Raw genomic sequence first — 16,656 nt, 5'->3', positions numbered from 1 at the left:
CATGAACAAAACAATAGAAATAACCATAAACACCTGCGGTGTCACCGAGAAAGTTTCAATTGAATGCGATCGAAAAAATCTGACGTTGTTTTTCACAACGAAAAACGGATTCAGAAAAACGTACACAGCTCATGATCTTTACGAATGCTTTGGGCTGTTACGAGCCGACTTTCCAGAAATAAATTTTCTATGCAAGGGCGCCAAGCTCAATGTATATCCCTCGCGTATGGCGTCGCAAATGGCCGGCGGCATTGTGGCGTATGAACTTCAAATGGGAAAGCCCGCTGAAACTGAAGATGTGGTTAATATCTTCGACTTTGAAGACAAAGACATCACAACTGACATTCAACAACAAAGGGATTTTTATAAGCGTTGGCTCGCATCGCTCGCGCACTAGCATCAGCTGTCAGGGGTTATAACGATCACACTCATAAAAATCTTAATTACAGACGGGTAGATTAATTTAGCAACACCACTTTCATCTAAAAAGCCCAGCTAGAACTGGGCTTATCGTCCCGGGAAGAACTCTGATTAACCACCCGAACCACCAGTCCCACCCCCAGCACTACCCGTCCCTCCTCCCGCACTCCCCGAACTCCCACCACTCCCACCGCCACTCATTCCTGAACCACCAGAACTACCGGATCCTCCAGACCCACCGCCAGAACCGCTCCCAGTCGAACTTCCACCACTCATCGACCCGCTTCCCGCCCCCGGGCTGGTACTACTCCCGTTCGCATCCCCCGCATTTCCACCGCCAATGGAGCCCGGCGGCAGCGTCTTCGCATCGTCAGAGCCCGCATTCATTTCAGTAGACGGCGGCATTCCACCCTTATCCACCGGCGCGCCGGAAGATTGAGCAAACGCCGCCATTGAACTGATCGACAACACGCTGCTCACCGTCAGGGCCATCAATGTTGACCTGATCATGGTGCATCTCCTTAAAAAGGTGCGTACCTGATTTCTGGCAGCGCTGGCTTTTTAAAGGTGCCGCTCAATCGACGAATGGTTTTTTAGCTCGGCTCACCGGAGCCATCGTTACCGGCAATGTCTGGGTCTTCGGGGATCGCCTCGACATCGCCGCGCTTCACATCATCAGTCGGCACTTGCTCCACTGCGGTGTCGTCGTCAGGCGGGCGCTGATCGCGACTCAATGAATCGGTGGGCGAAGGCAGCGGGTATTCAGGGGTGTCGTCGACATCGTCGACTTTCGGATCAGCGTTCATAAAGCACCTCTCGAAGGGCCTGAAAGGCAGGCCCTGAAATTTCGAGGGCTGGGCAATGCTTGCGTTCGATCAGAGGGACGATCGGTCGATTGCGCCACCACGCAGGTCAATCTTCGTCTTCTTCCTCGTCTTCATACTCGAGGTTTCCCACATCGCCGGCGTCATCGGAATCGTTGAGCGGTACCGTTGCGTCATCCATCAGAGAACCCGGATCTTCATTGCCGGGGTCATTGATGAACGGAAGCCCACTCGGGCCTTTTTCTTCCTTGCCTTCGGTTTCAGGAGTCATGGCAGTCCTCACAACGTTTGGGGTGTATGACGTTCGAGGCGCCCTGGGGCCAAACGTTCCGGAGCGCTGCAGGCAGATACGAAAAACCCGGCCTGGGCCGGGTTTCTGGTTTCACTCGATGTCGAATCAGTGATTTTTGTTTCTGTGCTTGTTCTTGTGCTTATGCTTGTGTCCGCCACCGGAATGAGACTTGCCACTATCGGTGCCCAGATTGTTGCCTACCGCCCCACCTGCTGCGCCGCCCAGGCCTGCGCCAATGGTCGAACCGGTAGAACCGCCGAGGCTATTGCCAATCACCGATCCGCCTGCCGAGCCTAATCCACCGCCAATCGCTGCCTCTGTGCGACTGCCCTTGTTCGCACCAACCGCACTGCCCGCAGCACCGCCAACGCCGGCGCCAATCGCTGCGCCTGTGCTGCCGCCCATTTGCTGACCCACTACGTTACCGAGTGCACCGCCAATACCACCGCCAACTGCCGCAGTGCCGTCACCGGCAGCCATTGCACCTTGAGCGACCAGAAGTCCCAGAAACAACGTGGACAATGTCAAACGCATGATATGAACCTCAAATTCCGCATCGGGGGTGAAAGTACGCCTTGCGGATGGGCGTGAGTCTAGCACCTGCACTCACTGAATCCGGCCAGCGATGAAGGTTGGACAGCGGTAAATTAGAAGTAGGAGAAAAAGAAACATCCAGATACGAAAAGCCCGGCATCTAGCCGGGCTTTTCGATCCGATCGATCAGAATCAGTGACGCTTGTGACCTTTGGCCAGATTGCTGCCCACGCCGCCGCCCAATGCGCCGCCCAAGCCTGCGCCAATGGTCGAACCGGTCTTGCCGCCCAGGCTGTTGCCGATTACCGAACCACCGGCCGCACCGACACCGCCACCGATGGCCGCTTTGGTGCGGCTGCCTTTACGTGCTGCCACCGCACTGCCGGCTGCGCCCGCAACACCCGCGCCGATTGCCGCGCCGGTGCTGCCGCCCATGCTCTGGCCGACCACGTTACCCAACGCACCACCCAGACCACCACCGATCGCAGCGGTGCCATCACCGGCAGCCATCGCACCTTGAGTCACCAGAAGTCCCAGAACCAGAGCAGGCAGTGTTAAACGCATGACGAAAAACCTCAAAAATAGAGAATACCGAAAAGCCGGGGATTGAATGCTTTCGAGGAGGAAAACGTCCACACAAAATCGCCCCCCTTCTCGCAATTGGCGACGGTTGGACAGCTTTTATGGAAAAGGTTTTATGACAGGCAAAAAAAAGCCCGCTGGGGAACGGGCTAGGGTACTGCTTTCTAACGGATGAGCTGAGACTACGTAGGCGGGTGTGAAAAGTTTGTGAAAAAACATCAACAGAAAAATTATCGTTTGTCTGTCGGCCATTTCCGGGGGTATCGAGCCCCTCTAACAACAAAAAACCCCACTCATTGGCGGGGTTCGTCCGGTTGATCATTACTTCGTGGGCGGCACCACTTTGGGCCTGAATTTCGATTTGAACACTTTGGTCGCTGCAGATTTCACTTTGCTGGTCTCGAGCGGATCTTCACCAAAGCCCGCCACATACTCCGTCTGGCCACACTGCACGCAATTGTTGATTGGAAATTCTGCCCCGTCGTCTTCGATATACGGATCAGCCATAGCTCTTCCCCTCTCAAAGCGGGATCGATACCGGCAAGCCCTATTGCCTGAAAAATATCGACCACCAAGGCTTTTGAGACTAGCCGGTCATTACCGGACTTGTAATTCATATTTCCCCGTGCCCGACGAATGGACCACGCCGCTTCCTACAAAACCCACTAGCGAATAAACAGGCCTATTGCTTCACTCACCTCAGCTTGACCGCCGTCCCGGTCACAAACACCACCACCATCCCGCCCTTTCCGGCCGGCATGCTGATCTCAAAATCGAGCCCGACCACCGCATCCGCCTGAAGCGCCCGCGCACGCTCCTTGATCTCCTCGGTCGCCTGAATCCGCGCTTCCTTCAACGCCCGCTCCAGCGTTTGAGAACGCCCACCGAAAAAATCCCGCATTCCCGCAAACATGTCGCGAATAACGTTTACGCCCTGCACCGACTCGGCGCTGACGATGTCCAGGTAAGCGGTGATTTGACGGCCTTCGATGGCGTGGGTGGTGGTGGTGATCATGGGAATTCCTTCTTTATTCAGGCACGCATTATTCCTCTGCGGCCAATCGTTGAAAACAAAAAGCCCAGCAACGGCTGGGCTTCGATAATCAGGTATCACAGTTCTTCAGGCATATTTACAGAGTCAAAGAAGCTTGATCAACACCGTCGTGATGGTTGCCACCGTGCCAATCAGTCCAGTCGCAACAGCCACCGGATACCAGAAGGTTTCACGAGTCATCTTGCCGGCTTCAGCGTTCAGCTTTCGCTGCTCAGCCATCAGCTTGACGATTTCCACATGAACCTTTTCCAGCTCTGCCTGCTTCATGGTCATTTCCTGCATAACGTACGTGGGTCCATTCCGAATAGTGGGGGGAACGCCCTATGCGCTGCCTTTGATTCATTTTGTACCCCAGGGGTACGAAACGAATACCCCTTCACGAAAGAGTTCATTTGAGTCGTTTGAACCGTCGGAAGCCCCCATCCGCTTGGCGCTCCTGCGTTACTTCCCACACGCCTTTCACTATTCCTACACCATTTTCAGAAGCGACTTCGCTTATTCGCTTGAGCCAACAACGGTGCCATGATTCAAATACTAACGCCAGAAACCACAAAACCCCTGATTTCTCTCGAAATCAGGGGTTCTGGTTACATCGAATTTGGCGGTGAAGGAGAGATTCGAACTCTCGATACAATTTCTTGTATACACACTTTCCAGGCGTGCTCCTTAAGCCACTCGGACACTTCACCGTATCTCGTCAAACATGTTCTGTCTGTCGAGGCGCGCTAATGTAGTCGAAAGCTTTTCTGATGGCAAACTTTTTTTGCAGAATTTTCATGCGCTTAGCGATTTAGTCGTTCCTGTCGGTTCCGGGCGATGGCAAACCTGCCAATCTCCGGCTTCGCGCCCTCTTCTATAAGGAGAGGAATGCACGGCAGGAGTGGCGGGCTACGCTTGCCCGGCGGGGAAACGGTGACTGGCGGGTCAGTCACGGCGCTTTACCTGGCCTGCCGCGGTGGGTAACGTCTGCCCAACTTTCATACAAGGAATAGCGTCATGAGTGAGTTGATTTCCTATCAACCCAAATGATCTGTATGTGTTGGCTATAGATCGTAACTGACTGAAACTATGGAATATTATCCTTCTTTTTCAGAATAAATTCGCTGACACCGTGGACACAATGTGGACACTTTCGTTGTAAAACGATGCCCGTCTCACATCGGCATTCAACTCTGTCGAAAAAGACTTCGATCTCTAGGGATACTGACCATGTCTGACATTGTCTCGATATACGATGCGCTCTCCCCTCTCATGTCCCCGTTATGGGGGAGCACCAAGGATTTTGCGAACTCTGCTTTCACCACTTCATTGATAGGGGCTTTGGCAGGAGCATTTGCTGGTGCAATAGCCGCACAACGCATCGCCGAGAAGGGAAAATTCAGAGAGGAGCTAGTGAAAGAGTTTCATCACACAAACGCCGCGTTAGCGCTTGGCATGGCGACATCAGGCGTCGCATTGGCGTTGAAAAAGCAACACATCAAGGACTTGAAGGATTCCTATGATGAGGATCAAAGACGTGTCCAGACGCATGAAGCAAAAATTCTCAGTGGTGAGATTGAAGCCAAGACACCTTTGGAACTGAATCCTAATCTATTGTTTTTCCAGCAAATATCCCCTCCTGTGGCGCCTCTTCAGGAAATAGTGTTGAGTCGCCTGCTTGTAGTGGGTCGAGCAATACCTGCCGTAACTGCACTAACCAATGCTGTGACACACTTGAACGGCGCCATTTCTAGCCGAAACGAGCTTCTCAGGGCGTTCAAGGACAAGAATTTTCCAGAGGGGGCCACCTTTGAGCATATGTATCTGGGCTTGCCCTACGACGAACGACACACGAATCAAGAATACGAAGGGACCATAAAAGCAATTTCTTTCTATACGGATGACGTGATTTTCTTCTGCATTAAGTTATGCGAGGACTTGAGCGACCACGGCGAAGCTCTAAATAAACGCTATAGATCTCGACTGAAAGGCGATCCGCCGCGCATCTCCACGCTCAACTTTGAAAAGCCGCGCCAGGAAGGGTGGATTCCGAAGGACGAAGAATATGAAAAATGGCTATCTGGATTCGCCAAAGCCCCCCGACAAGAACAAAAACGATGGCATCGCTTAAACCCGAGAAACTGGTTCACCTGAAATCTGCGTTGCCTAAGCTGCGTCCCAAACGGGACGCTGAGCATCGAAGGTTTAGCGATACTCCATAGGATACACGCCATCAAACTGATGATTAGATTCAAGTATGAAAGCCTTCAATCTCTCCATTTGCTTTTGTAAATCCAAGCAGTTTAAGTCAGCCACATTACAAGACGTATAGTGCTGCGCGACTTTAACCTTGCTCGCCTCTCTCAAATCCCCACCATTTGTCTTTTTATACTTCAAAAGGTTTGCCCACTGCCCATGACTTTCTATTGCCTTCGCCGATGGATGTACCGCAAGTACCGCTGCCTCCACCAACGTTTCATCTAAGTAGTTTTCGACTTCTCGGCCCTTGGTTACCCAGGCGAACCCGGGACCAGCATCAAACTCCTCTCGTAGTCGCTGTTTAGTTGGTGACAACTTCGCATGAGAACTAGACTTATCACTATCGAACATTATTACCGAATGTCTATTGAGCTTTCTAATACTTATAAAATCATCAAGCCGTTCTTGCTCTTCGCTATCCAATGCCGTCAAATGACTAAATAGCCGACCTCCGTAAAACATTATTGAATAGTGCACACCTTCTACAAAGCTAGCACCAAGAGATGCGATCCAATAATTCAAATATATCCTATCGGACGGCCCTTCAACCCAAATAACACAATTAGCCTGTAGAATATCAGAAGCTTTATACCCAAGATTGCTACAAATCTCCGAGCGCTGCCTTGTACTGGATATAGCCTCAACGTGAGTAGCACCGTCAATTTGCGTCACATGAAAAATTTCCGCCTCTACAGCATCCAACAAATGTGCAGAATGAGTGGTAAAAAAATATTGATTATTAGTTTTGTTTTTTAAGTAAGCGACCAGCTTTCGCTGCAGCAAAGGGTGTAAATGTAGCTCGGGCTCTTCTATACATAAAATACTATCTTCAAGTAAAGTCGCGGCCGCTGCAAGTATGATAACTTCATGCACACCGGTCCCCAGAGACTCTAACGGTAATGTTTTACCATCCATATGAACGAGTATCATATCTCGAGCATGAGGTATCTCTATTGAGGCGGTTAGATTTTCGAGCACGTCAGCTAAAAAATTATTTATCGCTTTGAACTTCAGTTTATCCTTTTGCATTTCCAAAGGGGGATTCTGAATTTTGGCCAGCCGCTCAATTATTCCTTCGCCACTAAAATCTCCAGCTTGAGTTCCAGAAGCGCCAATTTTTCTTATCGCGGGGATCACTTCAATTTTAGGAATAGTGTCTGGAAAGTATGAAAGTGCGATTAGTGTTTGAGGTATCCAATAACCATCCAAACTTCCGTTACTCTGACTCGTCAAACTCATCCATAAAGCTTGCCATTCATTGGCGGAAAGCAATTTCCCTACTTCTTCTCGATCATAAACCAGGGACAGCTTGTTGTTTATCTTATCATAGAGATAAACGAACCATACTCTCACACCATCACTAAACCCAGGACTCAGTAGCACTTTCTTTGCTAACACCTTATTTCTATCTAAGTAATCATTAGTAAGCTTTTTTGCGAGATATTCATCAATATCACAGACCTGCAGGTCAAACGCGATTCTACGCTCGACCTTGCCATGTGAAATATGCTCGTCTGTCCCACCCAACTGAGCAGTCCCCGCAAGTTTTTCACCTCTAACTCCGCGCAAAAGTATTGGGTATTGATAGAAAAGGAAATTAATAATATTAGACTTACCAATATTATTCTGACCTATAATAAAATTCACCTTTTTCAGAGGAGCAATCTTAACCAGATTATCCCCAATACTTCGATACCCCGAAAACCCAAATCCTTTTAGCAAAATATTCACCCTCAACGTAAATGAAACAATGTATTAGTTATCTTTTAGAAAAACCCAGGCTCACGCCGTGCCCCCGGCGTTCAGTGCTGCTGAAGTGCTTTATGCTGTATCGATCCTCCGGACGCAATCTCATAGCGAATTTTTTCGCTGATGCAAAGAGCCCCAAAGCCTAATCCCCGCTCCCGTGTAGGTGTTAGCTGATATCGCTCTTTTGAAACGACTACCTCCCCTTAGGAATCAATCTCAAAAAAAACGTTGGTGGGGTCTGAAACGGTTGCTTAATCGTCGATCGTCTTCAGTTCTGTGAAATCCGTCAAAAACGCCCCGGCTATCGTCAGTCGTAGCTTGCAGGAAATTTTGCCTGGCTCCGTCCACAGCCAATCTCCACTCGAATGATCGTGCGCTTTTTTTGAAATCAACCAAAAACCACCTTTAAAATTTTTCGCCCAATGAAACCGGGAGTTCAGTCGCTACCCCATCCGTGACCGCGCTCAGTGCCGCTGTGCAACCGTCCAACAATTTCCTTCAAAACTTTGCACTCTCTTCAATAGCCGATCCCTTGCAGAGGCTCACAGCCCGCATGGGCTACAGGTCCATGTGCACTACACCCAGAATTGCACAAAAAAAGGACATAAGGCCCGTCGGCGGGAGGGGGATAAGTGCTTTTTCAGAGACTTTTTTCTTCGTCTGCCGATTTTCGCCTCCTAAAGAGGAAATGCCAGAAGAACCTCTCGTCTGCATCCGACCTCACCTCGACATCAGATCTTACCGGCGCACTTTGTGCGCCATGATCGGCTGGAGCCTACCGTAAGTAGACTGATCAGGCGTCCCGTCTAATCGCTGTTATCGCAGCAAGAAGTAATTTAAAGTGCTGCTCACACCGATCTTCCAAAGTTTGGTTTCGAGACAAAGAACAGGGACAGCCGTTAAATCGAGGAGGTATTTTTCATGTCACATCCAGAAAAAATATTTTGCTGCTTTACAATCGCGGGCGACCAGTTTTTGGGAGAGTTGAATCTAGATGATGACGACACTAACCTGCGCCTGAACAGTCGGCGTGAAATTCCTTACAAACCAGAGCCGCACTCACTGTTCGGTGAATCTCTAGACCATAAAAAAATTAGCTTATTTCAATGCGTAGGCAGCCCTCCCGAACCAGAAGGAACTTATCCAAAACATGTATTTAAACTAAACACATTCCCCCATTACGCCCTAGTAGGACCGAAACACTTCGACGAAGACGATAGGATATTTATGTCCGTTTCTTTCCAAACGGATGATTTGGGACTTATATTCTCAAAAAGTGGAACATTTGGTGCAATCCGACCTAACCCAGAACAACTTCAAGAAATGTTGGCGAGCGCTTTCCCAGTTAGAAAAGTAGACATCGGCCAATCGCCTGTGGTCTTTTACTTTTCGGGAGAGCAAAACAATTCCACAGTCGATATTGGTATTGGACTGTTTTCAGCCAATATCGAATTCACTTCAAAAGTTAATGATGATTCAGGCATATCATGCCCAAGTAAGACTATTGCCAGTCTGGACTTCGAACACCCGCAAACTTTTGATGAAGTTATAGATCATGTGAGTTCAATATTACATTTTTTTGCAGTTATCGCCGGGCGCCCTCAAGGCGTACAGAACATTAAGGTCATGCCTTCCAGTTCTGATTCGGGTGAAGAAGCAATACCGGACGAAGGAACGTCTGTTTATTGGAGTTTAGCTCCCCGACTTGGCAAGGTGGAAGCCAGCAACCATAGAGATATGCCAATTACGCCAGATATGGACAGCGAGCAGTTTTTTCGGGTATTCGGGAATTGGTTGGGTCGGCATGATGAGTGGATATTAGCAAGATTAAGAATTCTTAATTGGCAAAAAAACGGCCGTGAATACGATGAAAACAGACTAGTCGCAGCAGCCAATGCTTTCGATATATTACCTGATTCAACTTACCCTGAGGATCTTGGTAAATTATCAGATGACGTGGTCGATGCTAGAAACCAGTGTAAAAAAATCATGAGAGCGCTGAAGGCGGGCCCTGAGCGAGAGCAGGTTTTAGGCACCTTGAAGTTTTGGGGCGGGAGATCGCTGAAAAGCAAAATTCTTAGTAAGACTACTGTTATACATGGCGCTTTCGGTGAGCACTTTACAGACTTGGATAGCGTCGTGATTATCGCGGTCTTAGCAAGAAACTATTTTGTGCACGGTACTGATTCGTTCGGCTATAAGCACTACGATACGCTATTGCCATTTCTTATCGATACTCTTGAGTTTGTGTTTATAGCTTCTGATTTGATTGAGTGTGGTTGGGACCCGAAGCGCTGGAGAGAACGGCGCCCGGGTTATTCGCACCATTTATCATGGTATTTCTGCACTTATCAGCGAGAAGTACCTAGATTTTATGCTGCTCAACAAGAAGCTGAACAAGCGAAAGGTAAAAACATCCACCCTAAGCAGTAAATATTTAATTGTGGTTAACAGTGATTGCCCGCCCCCGAACACATATGACAAGGCCCCATAATACGGGGCCTGAGACGTACTTAAGGAATTGCGTACGCTCTGTGTAGCTCGATTGAGGCCGCCTCGATATCTGAATTATTCAGCGCTCGATCGTAAGCCCTGATAAAGGCGTAACCACCCGCCAGTCCCGCTGTCGCCAGCGCCGAACCTTGCCCTCCCAAAATATTGCGCCCGCTGAGAGAAACCCCGGTCGCGCCTTCGACGATGGGGCTGGTCCCGACTTTGATTTTTGACGTGGGTCCGTCGAACACCGCCAGGATGACCGTCCATTCTGTCGACTTATCACCACTCTCAAGTCGACTCGCCGCCGAGATACTTTCGTAGAAGCCATTCGCACCTGGTGCGAGGATCTGGGCGCCCGAAGCCATCAGCCGCGCCTGATTCGTCGCAAAGACGGAAGCCTTCACGACCATCGCGTAAGTCATCGACTGCGTGACAGCGACCGTGCCCGGGCCGTTGCCGATCTGCTGTGTCCCGTCAAATAACACGGCTGAGTTCCCCCCTGGCCCGCCGGCTCGCGAAAACTTCGGTTTCCCCCAGCCGGTGTACTGGAAGTTGAAGGTGCGGTTGACGATCGGCGCCGGCCCGTTTGCAAGCCAGGTGTCCACGGCGGCACCGTCGGCCAGTGCCGCCAGGCTCGCGGCATCGAGTTCGTAAATGATGTTCGACTGCACATCAGGAATGGTCGGCGTATCGGGCAGCGGGTTGGACAACACACCAGGTGCGCTAATCACGAGAGAAAACATTGAAGCTCCTTACTGCGTTCAGCGCAGCGCGGTGTAGAAGAATTCAGAGATCACTGGGGCGCCCTTCGCCGGATCCGGATGGATCTTGTCATCACTGATCAGCGGGGTTTGGCCGGTGCTGGCGTACTTCGCGGGGTCGCCCATCGCGGCGTATTGCATATCCATAAAGGCGATGCCCTGCGTCCAGCACCAGGCGGCGGCGAGCTTGGTGTAAGCAGTCATGGGGTACTGACTGGCTCTCGTGGTCTCCCACCGCATAGCCACGATGAACGATGCCCCGGGATGGACTTCCAAGTGAGTCGCGACCACGCCCTGCAGGTTGGCGAGAAAGGTCGCCGGCGTGACCGATGCGCCCTGGTCATTGCCGCCCAGCATCACCAGCACGGCGTCTGCAGGAATGAAGCCCGTGGCCGTCTTCTGCTGCGTTAACCAGGCCGCATCGTTCTTGTACCAATCGCCCGAGGCCGAGCCGCTGGCCGCACACTTCGACACGACCACACCCGAGGCACTGTTTTCGGTGTAGATGCCAAACAGCGTCGGCGTGCCGGTGACGACTTCCATTCGGAACTTCCAGTTGCTGCCGGCCGGCAGGACCGGGAAAGGCAACTGCTGGGGACCGACTCCGGACAGCGACAGCGTGTTCCACTCCAAGGCATCCCCCCAGCGATAACGTAGGGTGGAGTTCGTGCCATCGCCCAGGAACAGCAGCTTCGCCAGCGTCGCGGCGGTCTGGATATCCGCGGTGTCGACGGCCGTGATGCTGACGTAATCACCCACAGCCCCCGCCTTGATTGTCCTGTTATCGGGACTCGCCGCACCCAACGGCGACAGCGTCCAGCTACCGCCAAAATAGGAAAGGCTGCCGTTGCTGTACAAGAAGTTCTTCGCCCCCAGGGACGAGCCGTGGTTGAAGCCGATGTAACCCGAACCACCAAAGCCAAAGTCTTTGGCTAAAAACCGGGTGAGGTCATTCATGTAGAAGTTGTGGCTAGCGGAGTAGGAGTCTCCGATGATTTTCAGGTAAAGCTTTACCCCCGGTACACCGGCGCGAATCTGGCCTTGCTTCATTCGCATTTTGGGCACGTTGGACATGTTGTTGTAGGCGGTCTTCGGATGGCTGTCGTCACTGCCGATCAGCGGTTTCAGCCGCTTGGCCCAACGAAAGATCACCCAGTCCGGCACCTGACCGTCGGTGTCGCGGATCGACAAGTCAGTCAGGCGCCCCAGGGCATCAGGAAACGCATAGAGCAGGCCCGGGACATAAGCTGGCTTGACGCCCAGGTACTTGTACAACATTTTCAGCGCCCAATTGCTCGGCCCGCCATCCCGGTTGTTGATGCCCATCCACGTTTCATGTCCAGCAGAGTCACGCACAGCCACCAACGTGTCATTGACGGTCTGAACTCTGAATTTGCTCTGCACGAAGCTATTGATCGTTTCGACGGCGGTCGAACTCGGGTAGCGCGTTTGCTCAACCGCCACCCCTGCTTCATTTTTAAACAGAATGAGAGAATGGGTGTTCTCGGGTGAAACCACGGTGAAGAACATGCCATCGGTCGTCGTGCGCAGCCCTTCCGCCGTGCTGGCTTTAACGCCGGCAGCCAACTGGGCAGCGTCTCGTGCCGACTCTGCGCGTAACGCCGCACCGTTCGCCTCGGCCAAGGATTCGGTGACGTCCAGGAACTGGACAGGTAAACGGTAATCCCGTTTCCCTTTGGTGATGCGCAGGTCATACAGCCCGTTGGGCGCGGCAAACTGCGCCAATCCGTTTGCGTCGGCCAGGAAAGGGTTGAGCAACCCCAAGCCGTTGCTCTTACGCAAACCGAACACGATGTTTTCGGTGCCGCGCTCGTACAGGTAGCAGGTCGCAGCGGGCAAGGCATTGCCCAGGTCATCCTGCGCAAAGAAACTCTTGAGTTCCAAATTAGGCTCCGGTGATGGGCTTCAGCTGCCCAGTAAGCTGTAGGCCGGTACCGGCGTTGGTGGTGAAGTTCGCGGCGTTGGCGGGGACAGGGCTCGGTCCATGTACATGGGCGGCCAGTTCGGTGTTCATCTGCGTGACCAGGTCAATCAGATCGCACAGCACCTGCAGCACGTTCACCGACTCCGAGCCCAACCAGGTCTTAGAGGCGATGCTGCGGCGGGTGCCTTCAATGCGCTCGAGCAGATCGCCTCCCACCGTCAGATTGAGTTTCTGGCCCACTACCTGGTTGAGGTCGCGGCCGCTGGCCAGATGCAGGTCATCCAATGCGGCCAGACTGGCGGATCCGCCCGACAGCAGCTTGAGCGCGCCGATCGCTTCGATCGTCTTGATGCCCCCGACCGACTCAGTCGAATGGTCGTCCACCTCCACCGTGCTGCTCTGGTGGCGCTCGACGTTGCTCAGGCTCTCAACCTCGCGCTCGATCGACTTGTCCCGAATCCGGCCATCGGTCTGGCGCAGCCAGTTGCCGTCCGCATCGGCGCGTTGCTGGGCCGCCTCGCTGTGCTGCCACACCTGGTCACCTTTCGGCACCCTCGGCAGGCTCAGCCCGTGCGGCAAGATCGCCTGGATAAACGGCTTGCTTGGCAGGCCGTAGGCGAAGGACACGACGACCCGCGTACCTTCTTCAGGGAACGCGAAAAAGCCCATCTCATCGCCGCCCATGGGCATGGGCAGCGGCACGCCGGCGAGCACCGGCAAGTCCGGATCCGGCTCGTCGTCTTCACCCAACAATTCGAGGTCCACCGCAAAGCGCGGACGGAAGTCGTCGCAGATCCCGGCGCCGGCGGGAGCATCGGCTACACCCACCACACGGGCGAAGCGCGGCAAGTGATAACCGCCGGTGAGTTCGGGAAATTGCCGCTCTACGCTGCGGCGGATTGCGTCTTCCATCGGATCGCCATTTGGTTGCCGGTGAGCGTCACGTTGGTGATCCGCTCGCCTTGGTTGATGGATGCACCAGGTCGCAACCCGGGAAGGGCCGCGATCATCGCGCTCTGATTATTTTGGTAGCCATTGAACAGCTCAACGGGCAGCTGCAGCGGCGATCGGGAACCGAAAAAGCCGTCAGCCCAACTGCCCACAAACACTTCGCCGTCGCCTTGCTGCTGCCAGATAAAGTCGGGAATCCCGAACACCCGGGACAGGCTGTCCATGGCCTGGTAGCCAGCGGCCAGGTTGTAGAAAAACGGGGCTTTGGCCTTGGCGTATGCCTTGTCCGGCACTCGAAAGCTCAACCCGGTTTTCTGGTTGATCTCGCCCAGCACCGTCGTCAGATCCGCATGGCGCAGGTTGAGCGGTAACGGGTTGGCCAGGATCGCCGCCAGTTCGCGGCAGAACAGCACTTGCTCGATCGCGTTGGACGGCGTGCAACGCTCGACGTACCCAATGAAGTGACGCTGCAGCGGGCTGTCGTTGTAGCCGATATCGAGCGTCACTAACCCCTTCACCGGCGCCGCCGCTTGAATGGTCAGCGTGGCGCGGCCGGGGGTTCGCAGTTCAAGGCGAACGTCATCGGTGATCAGGGGATACACCACGCCACCGACGGTCAGCACCTTGTGCAGCTTCATGCTCATGCCCCACCGCCCAGGTAGTTATCCAACTTTTTCAGGGTGGCTTCGAAGCCGCTCAGTTCCTGTCCTGGTGCGCCGGGTTCACCTGCACCTGGTGCCGTCACTGACTGCCCCGGGGCGCCTTGTTGCGTCACATCCTTGGACGCTCGACGCGTCTCGACCCGCTCGGGGTTGGAGAGCTTTTCCGACAGCGTGAATTGAACGAGCCAGGCGCGAAGCGAGTCGTCTTCCCGGGCGCTGACGCCGTCGGAGAATTGCACCTGGCGCACGCCGAACGCGGACGCGGTGTCGTTGACCAGTCGATAGGTTTTGAGCTGGCCACCGGTGCCGGTCGCCTCGGCCAGGCGCATCAAGTTGCGCAGCTGCGACTCATCGACAAAGGGGATCAGCAACGTGACCGCGAGCGTCTTGGGCTTGAACCCTTTGTGGGCCGAGTCGGTGTTGCTGGTCTGTCCGGACAAATCGTCACTTTCGATTCGCAGGTTGGCGGTGACCTTGAGGTTTTTGCCGCGTACCTGTTCGCCATCAAGCAATAAGGTCATAGGCCCACCAGTTCCCGAACAAAGCCCAACCCTTTCAGGGAGCCGACCAGCAGCACGCCGGCCGACAATCCCCACTCGTGCCCGGGTGCCTCACCCTGCAGCAGCTGGTGCCGCAACTCGGCGGCATTCCCCGGTCCGATCAAGCGAGCGCGCATGGTGTCGTCCGCAGTGCCGCCGGCGAACCGCGATTTGAGGTCGGCCAACTGTTGGGCCTGTGCCTGGGCCTGGCTGGCTTTACGGGTAGCCAGCCGCCCCAGGTCCGCCATCGGCGAACTGTCCGCATAGCTTTCCAGTGCTGACAGCTGACTGTTCAGGGTTTGCGTGGCGGCCTTGGTCACGGTGCAACGTTCAAGGGGCAGCGCCCCCCAACGCGGCAGCGTGCCGGCGGTGGGCAGTTCCCACTTTTCAGCGTCCAGCGCGAACAGGTTTTTCGCTCGGCGTTCGGCACGCTGCAGATCTGGCATGGGCAGTACGGCATTAAATCGGGACAAGGTCGCCGCGAACTTGTCGTAACGCGTGCCCAGGAACATCACCGCCAAGGCGTATTGCGCCCCGGCAGGACGACCGTCGTCGCCGGTGTCTTCCAGCTTCTCGCCCAGCTGCTGCAGCAAGTTCGGTGCGGACAGATAGCGCTGGTTGCCGCGTCCCTGCCCCACTCCACTTTGAAATGGCGTCACCACCAGACAGGCCGGCACCTCGCCCAAGGCATCGCTGAGCCCGGCGCGGCCAGCGGCCACGGCCGCTTCTGCAGCGGCGCCAACCGGTCCCGGCGAAGTGGTGGCCAAGTCGGCCAGACCTGCCAGGCGTTGCCCAGTGCTGGTCAGTTCGCTGCTCGCCAGATCCTTGGCCGCCTCGAGGTCGGCGAGCCACTGGGTGGACTGTTCCGGCCAGCGCATGGTGATGGGTGCCCAATTCATACCGGCGTGGACTCCCACGCCACGGCGTTGAGCGCGTCCAGGTCTGACGTCGCTCGCGCCGCTGCCAAGGCTTGCTTGAGGTCGTTAGCTTTGAGCAGACGCTGCAGCTTGAAATCGGTGAACTCGTCGCCGATCTGGCGCAGTTGATCGCTGGTGTGTTCCAGGAAGGCTTTCACCCCGGCTTGATCCTGACAGGGGTAGACGCCGCCCAAACCGCGCAAAATCATGCTGGTCAGGTTCAACTGATCCTGAAGCTGGGTTTCGTAGAAATAGCGATCGCCCAACACCGACGACCAGAACCCGCCGGTGATCTCCTGCAGACACGCCGTGTTAACCGCCGACAGTTGGGCGACGTAGCGCAATTCGATCACGGCCGGGATGTCGTCAACCCAGTGGCCATTGCCCCAGATCTGGCCCGGGCCTGGGACTTCCAGCGTGTAACCGGTCGGCAGGGAACCCGCACGCTCAATGACCAGGGGCTCACGGGTCTGGATGTTGTAGGCGGTCAGCCCTTGGTAGGAGTCAACCAACTGCCAGCGTCGACCATCCCAAAACGCCGCCTTTCTTTCCGGCACCGCCGGTGGCGCGAGTTCAACACACCCGCCGGGAATCAACCAAACATCGGGTTCCAACGGCGAACGATCGGCCACGGTCTTGCCGGTGAAGATGCCCAGGTGATCGGTTTGATAAACGGTTTTGGTATCCATGAC

18 protein-coding genes and 1 tRNA gene are annotated in these 16,656 nt (G+C 54.1%); 3 read left to right on the top strand and 16 right to left on the bottom strand.

Annotated features, from left to right (window positions below):
• Position 1: 1 nt before the first annotated feature.
• On the top strand, positions 2 to 397 hold the full coding sequence (locus tag ACA060_RS09085) for a hypothetical protein (protein ID WP_497316725.1): 396 nt from the start codon (positions 2 to 4) through the stop codon (positions 395 to 397).
• A gap of 616 nt (positions 398 to 1,013) precedes the next feature.
• Here the strand turns inward: ACA060_RS09085 and ACA060_RS09080 are convergent.
• The 8 genes from ACA060_RS09080 to ACA060_RS09045 all read right to left on the bottom strand — a co-directional run bounded on the left by ACA060_RS09080 (position 1,014) and on the right by ACA060_RS09045 (position 4,395).
• Positions 1,014 to 1,226, bottom strand: coding sequence for a hypothetical protein (locus ACA060_RS09080; protein ID WP_109628803.1), 213 nt, complete (start codon positions 1,224 to 1,226; stop codon positions 1,014 to 1,016).
• A 106-nt stretch (positions 1,227 to 1,332) separates the two neighbouring features.
• A complete protein-coding gene (locus ACA060_RS09075; protein ID WP_109628801.1) occupies positions 1,333 to 1,515 on the bottom strand; it encodes a hypothetical protein in 183 nt (60 codons plus the stop codon).
• A 126-nt stretch (positions 1,516 to 1,641) separates the two neighbouring features.
• Positions 1,642 to 2,070: a glycine zipper domain-containing protein gene (locus tag ACA060_RS09070; RefSeq protein ID WP_109628799.1), complete on the bottom strand. Its 429-nt coding sequence runs from the start codon at positions 2,068 to 2,070 to the stop codon at positions 1,642 to 1,644.
• 192 nt (positions 2,071 to 2,262) lie between these two features.
• On the bottom strand, positions 2,263 to 2,634 hold the full coding sequence (locus ACA060_RS09065) for a hypothetical protein (RefSeq protein WP_010456583.1): 372 nt from the start codon (positions 2,632 to 2,634) through the stop codon (positions 2,263 to 2,265).
• 339 nt (positions 2,635 to 2,973) lie between these two features.
• Positions 2,974 to 3,159, bottom strand: a complete 186-nt coding sequence (locus ACA060_RS09060) for a hypothetical protein (RefSeq protein ID WP_131062468.1) — start codon at positions 3,157 to 3,159, stop codon at positions 2,974 to 2,976.
• A gap of 187 nt (positions 3,160 to 3,346) precedes the next feature.
• Positions 3,347 to 3,667, bottom strand: coding sequence for a YbjQ family protein (locus ACA060_RS09055; RefSeq protein ID WP_109628795.1), 321 nt, complete (start codon positions 3,665 to 3,667; stop codon positions 3,347 to 3,349).
• A 123-nt stretch (positions 3,668 to 3,790) separates the two neighbouring features.
• Entirely contained in the window at positions 3,791 to 3,973 is a 183-nt protein-coding gene (locus tag ACA060_RS09050) for a hypothetical protein (RefSeq protein ID WP_109635988.1), read from the bottom strand.
• A gap of 332 nt (positions 3,974 to 4,305) precedes the next feature.
• Positions 4,306 to 4,395, bottom strand: a tRNA-Ser gene (locus ACA060_RS09045).
• 520 nt (positions 4,396 to 4,915) lie between these two features.
• On the opposite strand from ACA060_RS09045, the gene ACA060_RS09040 reads away from it, so the two are divergent.
• The gene (locus tag ACA060_RS09040; protein ID WP_497316722.1) at positions 4,916 to 5,839 is read left to right on the top strand and encodes a hypothetical protein; all 924 of its coding nucleotides are present in this window, start codon (positions 4,916 to 4,918) and stop codon (positions 5,837 to 5,839) included.
• Between the two features lie 51 nt (positions 5,840 to 5,890).
• On the opposite strand, the gene ACA060_RS09035 is transcribed toward ACA060_RS09040, so the two are convergent.
• Positions 5,891 to 7,675 (bottom strand): AAA family ATPase, encoded by a 1,785-nt coding sequence (locus ACA060_RS09035; protein ID WP_497316720.1) that lies wholly within the window; start codon positions 7,673 to 7,675, stop codon positions 5,891 to 5,893.
• A 939-nt stretch (positions 7,676 to 8,614) separates the two neighbouring features.
• Between ACA060_RS09035 and ACA060_RS09030 the strand changes: the two genes are divergently transcribed.
• Entirely contained in the window at positions 8,615 to 10,126 is a 1,512-nt protein-coding gene (locus tag ACA060_RS09030; RefSeq protein ID WP_497316718.1) for an ApeA N-terminal domain 1-containing protein, read from the top strand.
• Positions 10,127 to 10,206: 80 nt separating this feature from the next.
• On the opposite strand, the gene ACA060_RS09025 is transcribed toward ACA060_RS09030, so the two are convergent.
• Genes ACA060_RS09025 through ACA060_RS08995 form a run of 7 tightly spaced genes read right to left on the bottom strand, consistent with a single transcriptional unit; the run spans position 10,207 to position 16,653 of the window.
• Complete coding sequence (locus ACA060_RS09025; protein ID WP_497316716.1) at positions 10,207 to 10,932, bottom strand: hypothetical protein; 726 nt, start codon at positions 10,930 to 10,932, stop codon at positions 10,207 to 10,209.
• An 18-nt stretch (positions 10,933 to 10,950) separates the two neighbouring features.
• Positions 10,951 to 12,855, bottom strand: a complete 1,905-nt coding sequence (locus tag ACA060_RS09020) for an SGNH/GDSL hydrolase family protein (RefSeq protein WP_497316714.1) — start codon at positions 12,853 to 12,855, stop codon at positions 10,951 to 10,953.
• Position 12,856: 1 nt separating this feature from the next.
• Complete coding sequence (locus ACA060_RS09015) at positions 12,857 to 13,807, bottom strand: hypothetical protein (protein ID WP_497316712.1); 951 nt, start codon at positions 13,805 to 13,807, stop codon at positions 12,857 to 12,859.
• Entirely contained in the window at positions 13,780 to 14,490 is a 711-nt protein-coding gene (locus tag ACA060_RS09010) for a hypothetical protein (RefSeq protein ID WP_497316710.1), read from the bottom strand. Before ACA060_RS09010 ends, ACA060_RS09015 begins: the two co-directional genes overlap by 28 nt.
• Positions 14,487 to 15,029, bottom strand: a complete 543-nt coding sequence (locus tag ACA060_RS09005; RefSeq protein WP_497316709.1) for a baseplate complex protein — start codon at positions 15,027 to 15,029, stop codon at positions 14,487 to 14,489. Before ACA060_RS09005 ends, ACA060_RS09010 begins: the two co-directional genes overlap by 4 nt.
• The gene (locus tag ACA060_RS09000) at positions 15,026 to 15,946 is read right to left on the bottom strand and encodes a hypothetical protein (protein WP_497316707.1); all 921 of its coding nucleotides are present in this window, start codon (positions 15,944 to 15,946) and stop codon (positions 15,026 to 15,028) included. The genes ACA060_RS09005 and ACA060_RS09000 overlap by 4 nt, the downstream gene beginning before the upstream one ends.
• Complete coding sequence (locus ACA060_RS08995) at positions 15,943 to 16,653, bottom strand: DUF4376 domain-containing protein (RefSeq protein WP_497316705.1); 711 nt, start codon at positions 16,651 to 16,653, stop codon at positions 15,943 to 15,945. Before ACA060_RS08995 ends, ACA060_RS09000 begins: the two co-directional genes overlap by 4 nt.
• Positions 16,654 to 16,656: the final 3 nt, after the last annotated feature.

Source organism: Pseudomonas sp. LBUM1671 (assembly GCF_059695685.1).
This window is presented reverse-complemented; position numbering and strand designations above follow the sequence as displayed.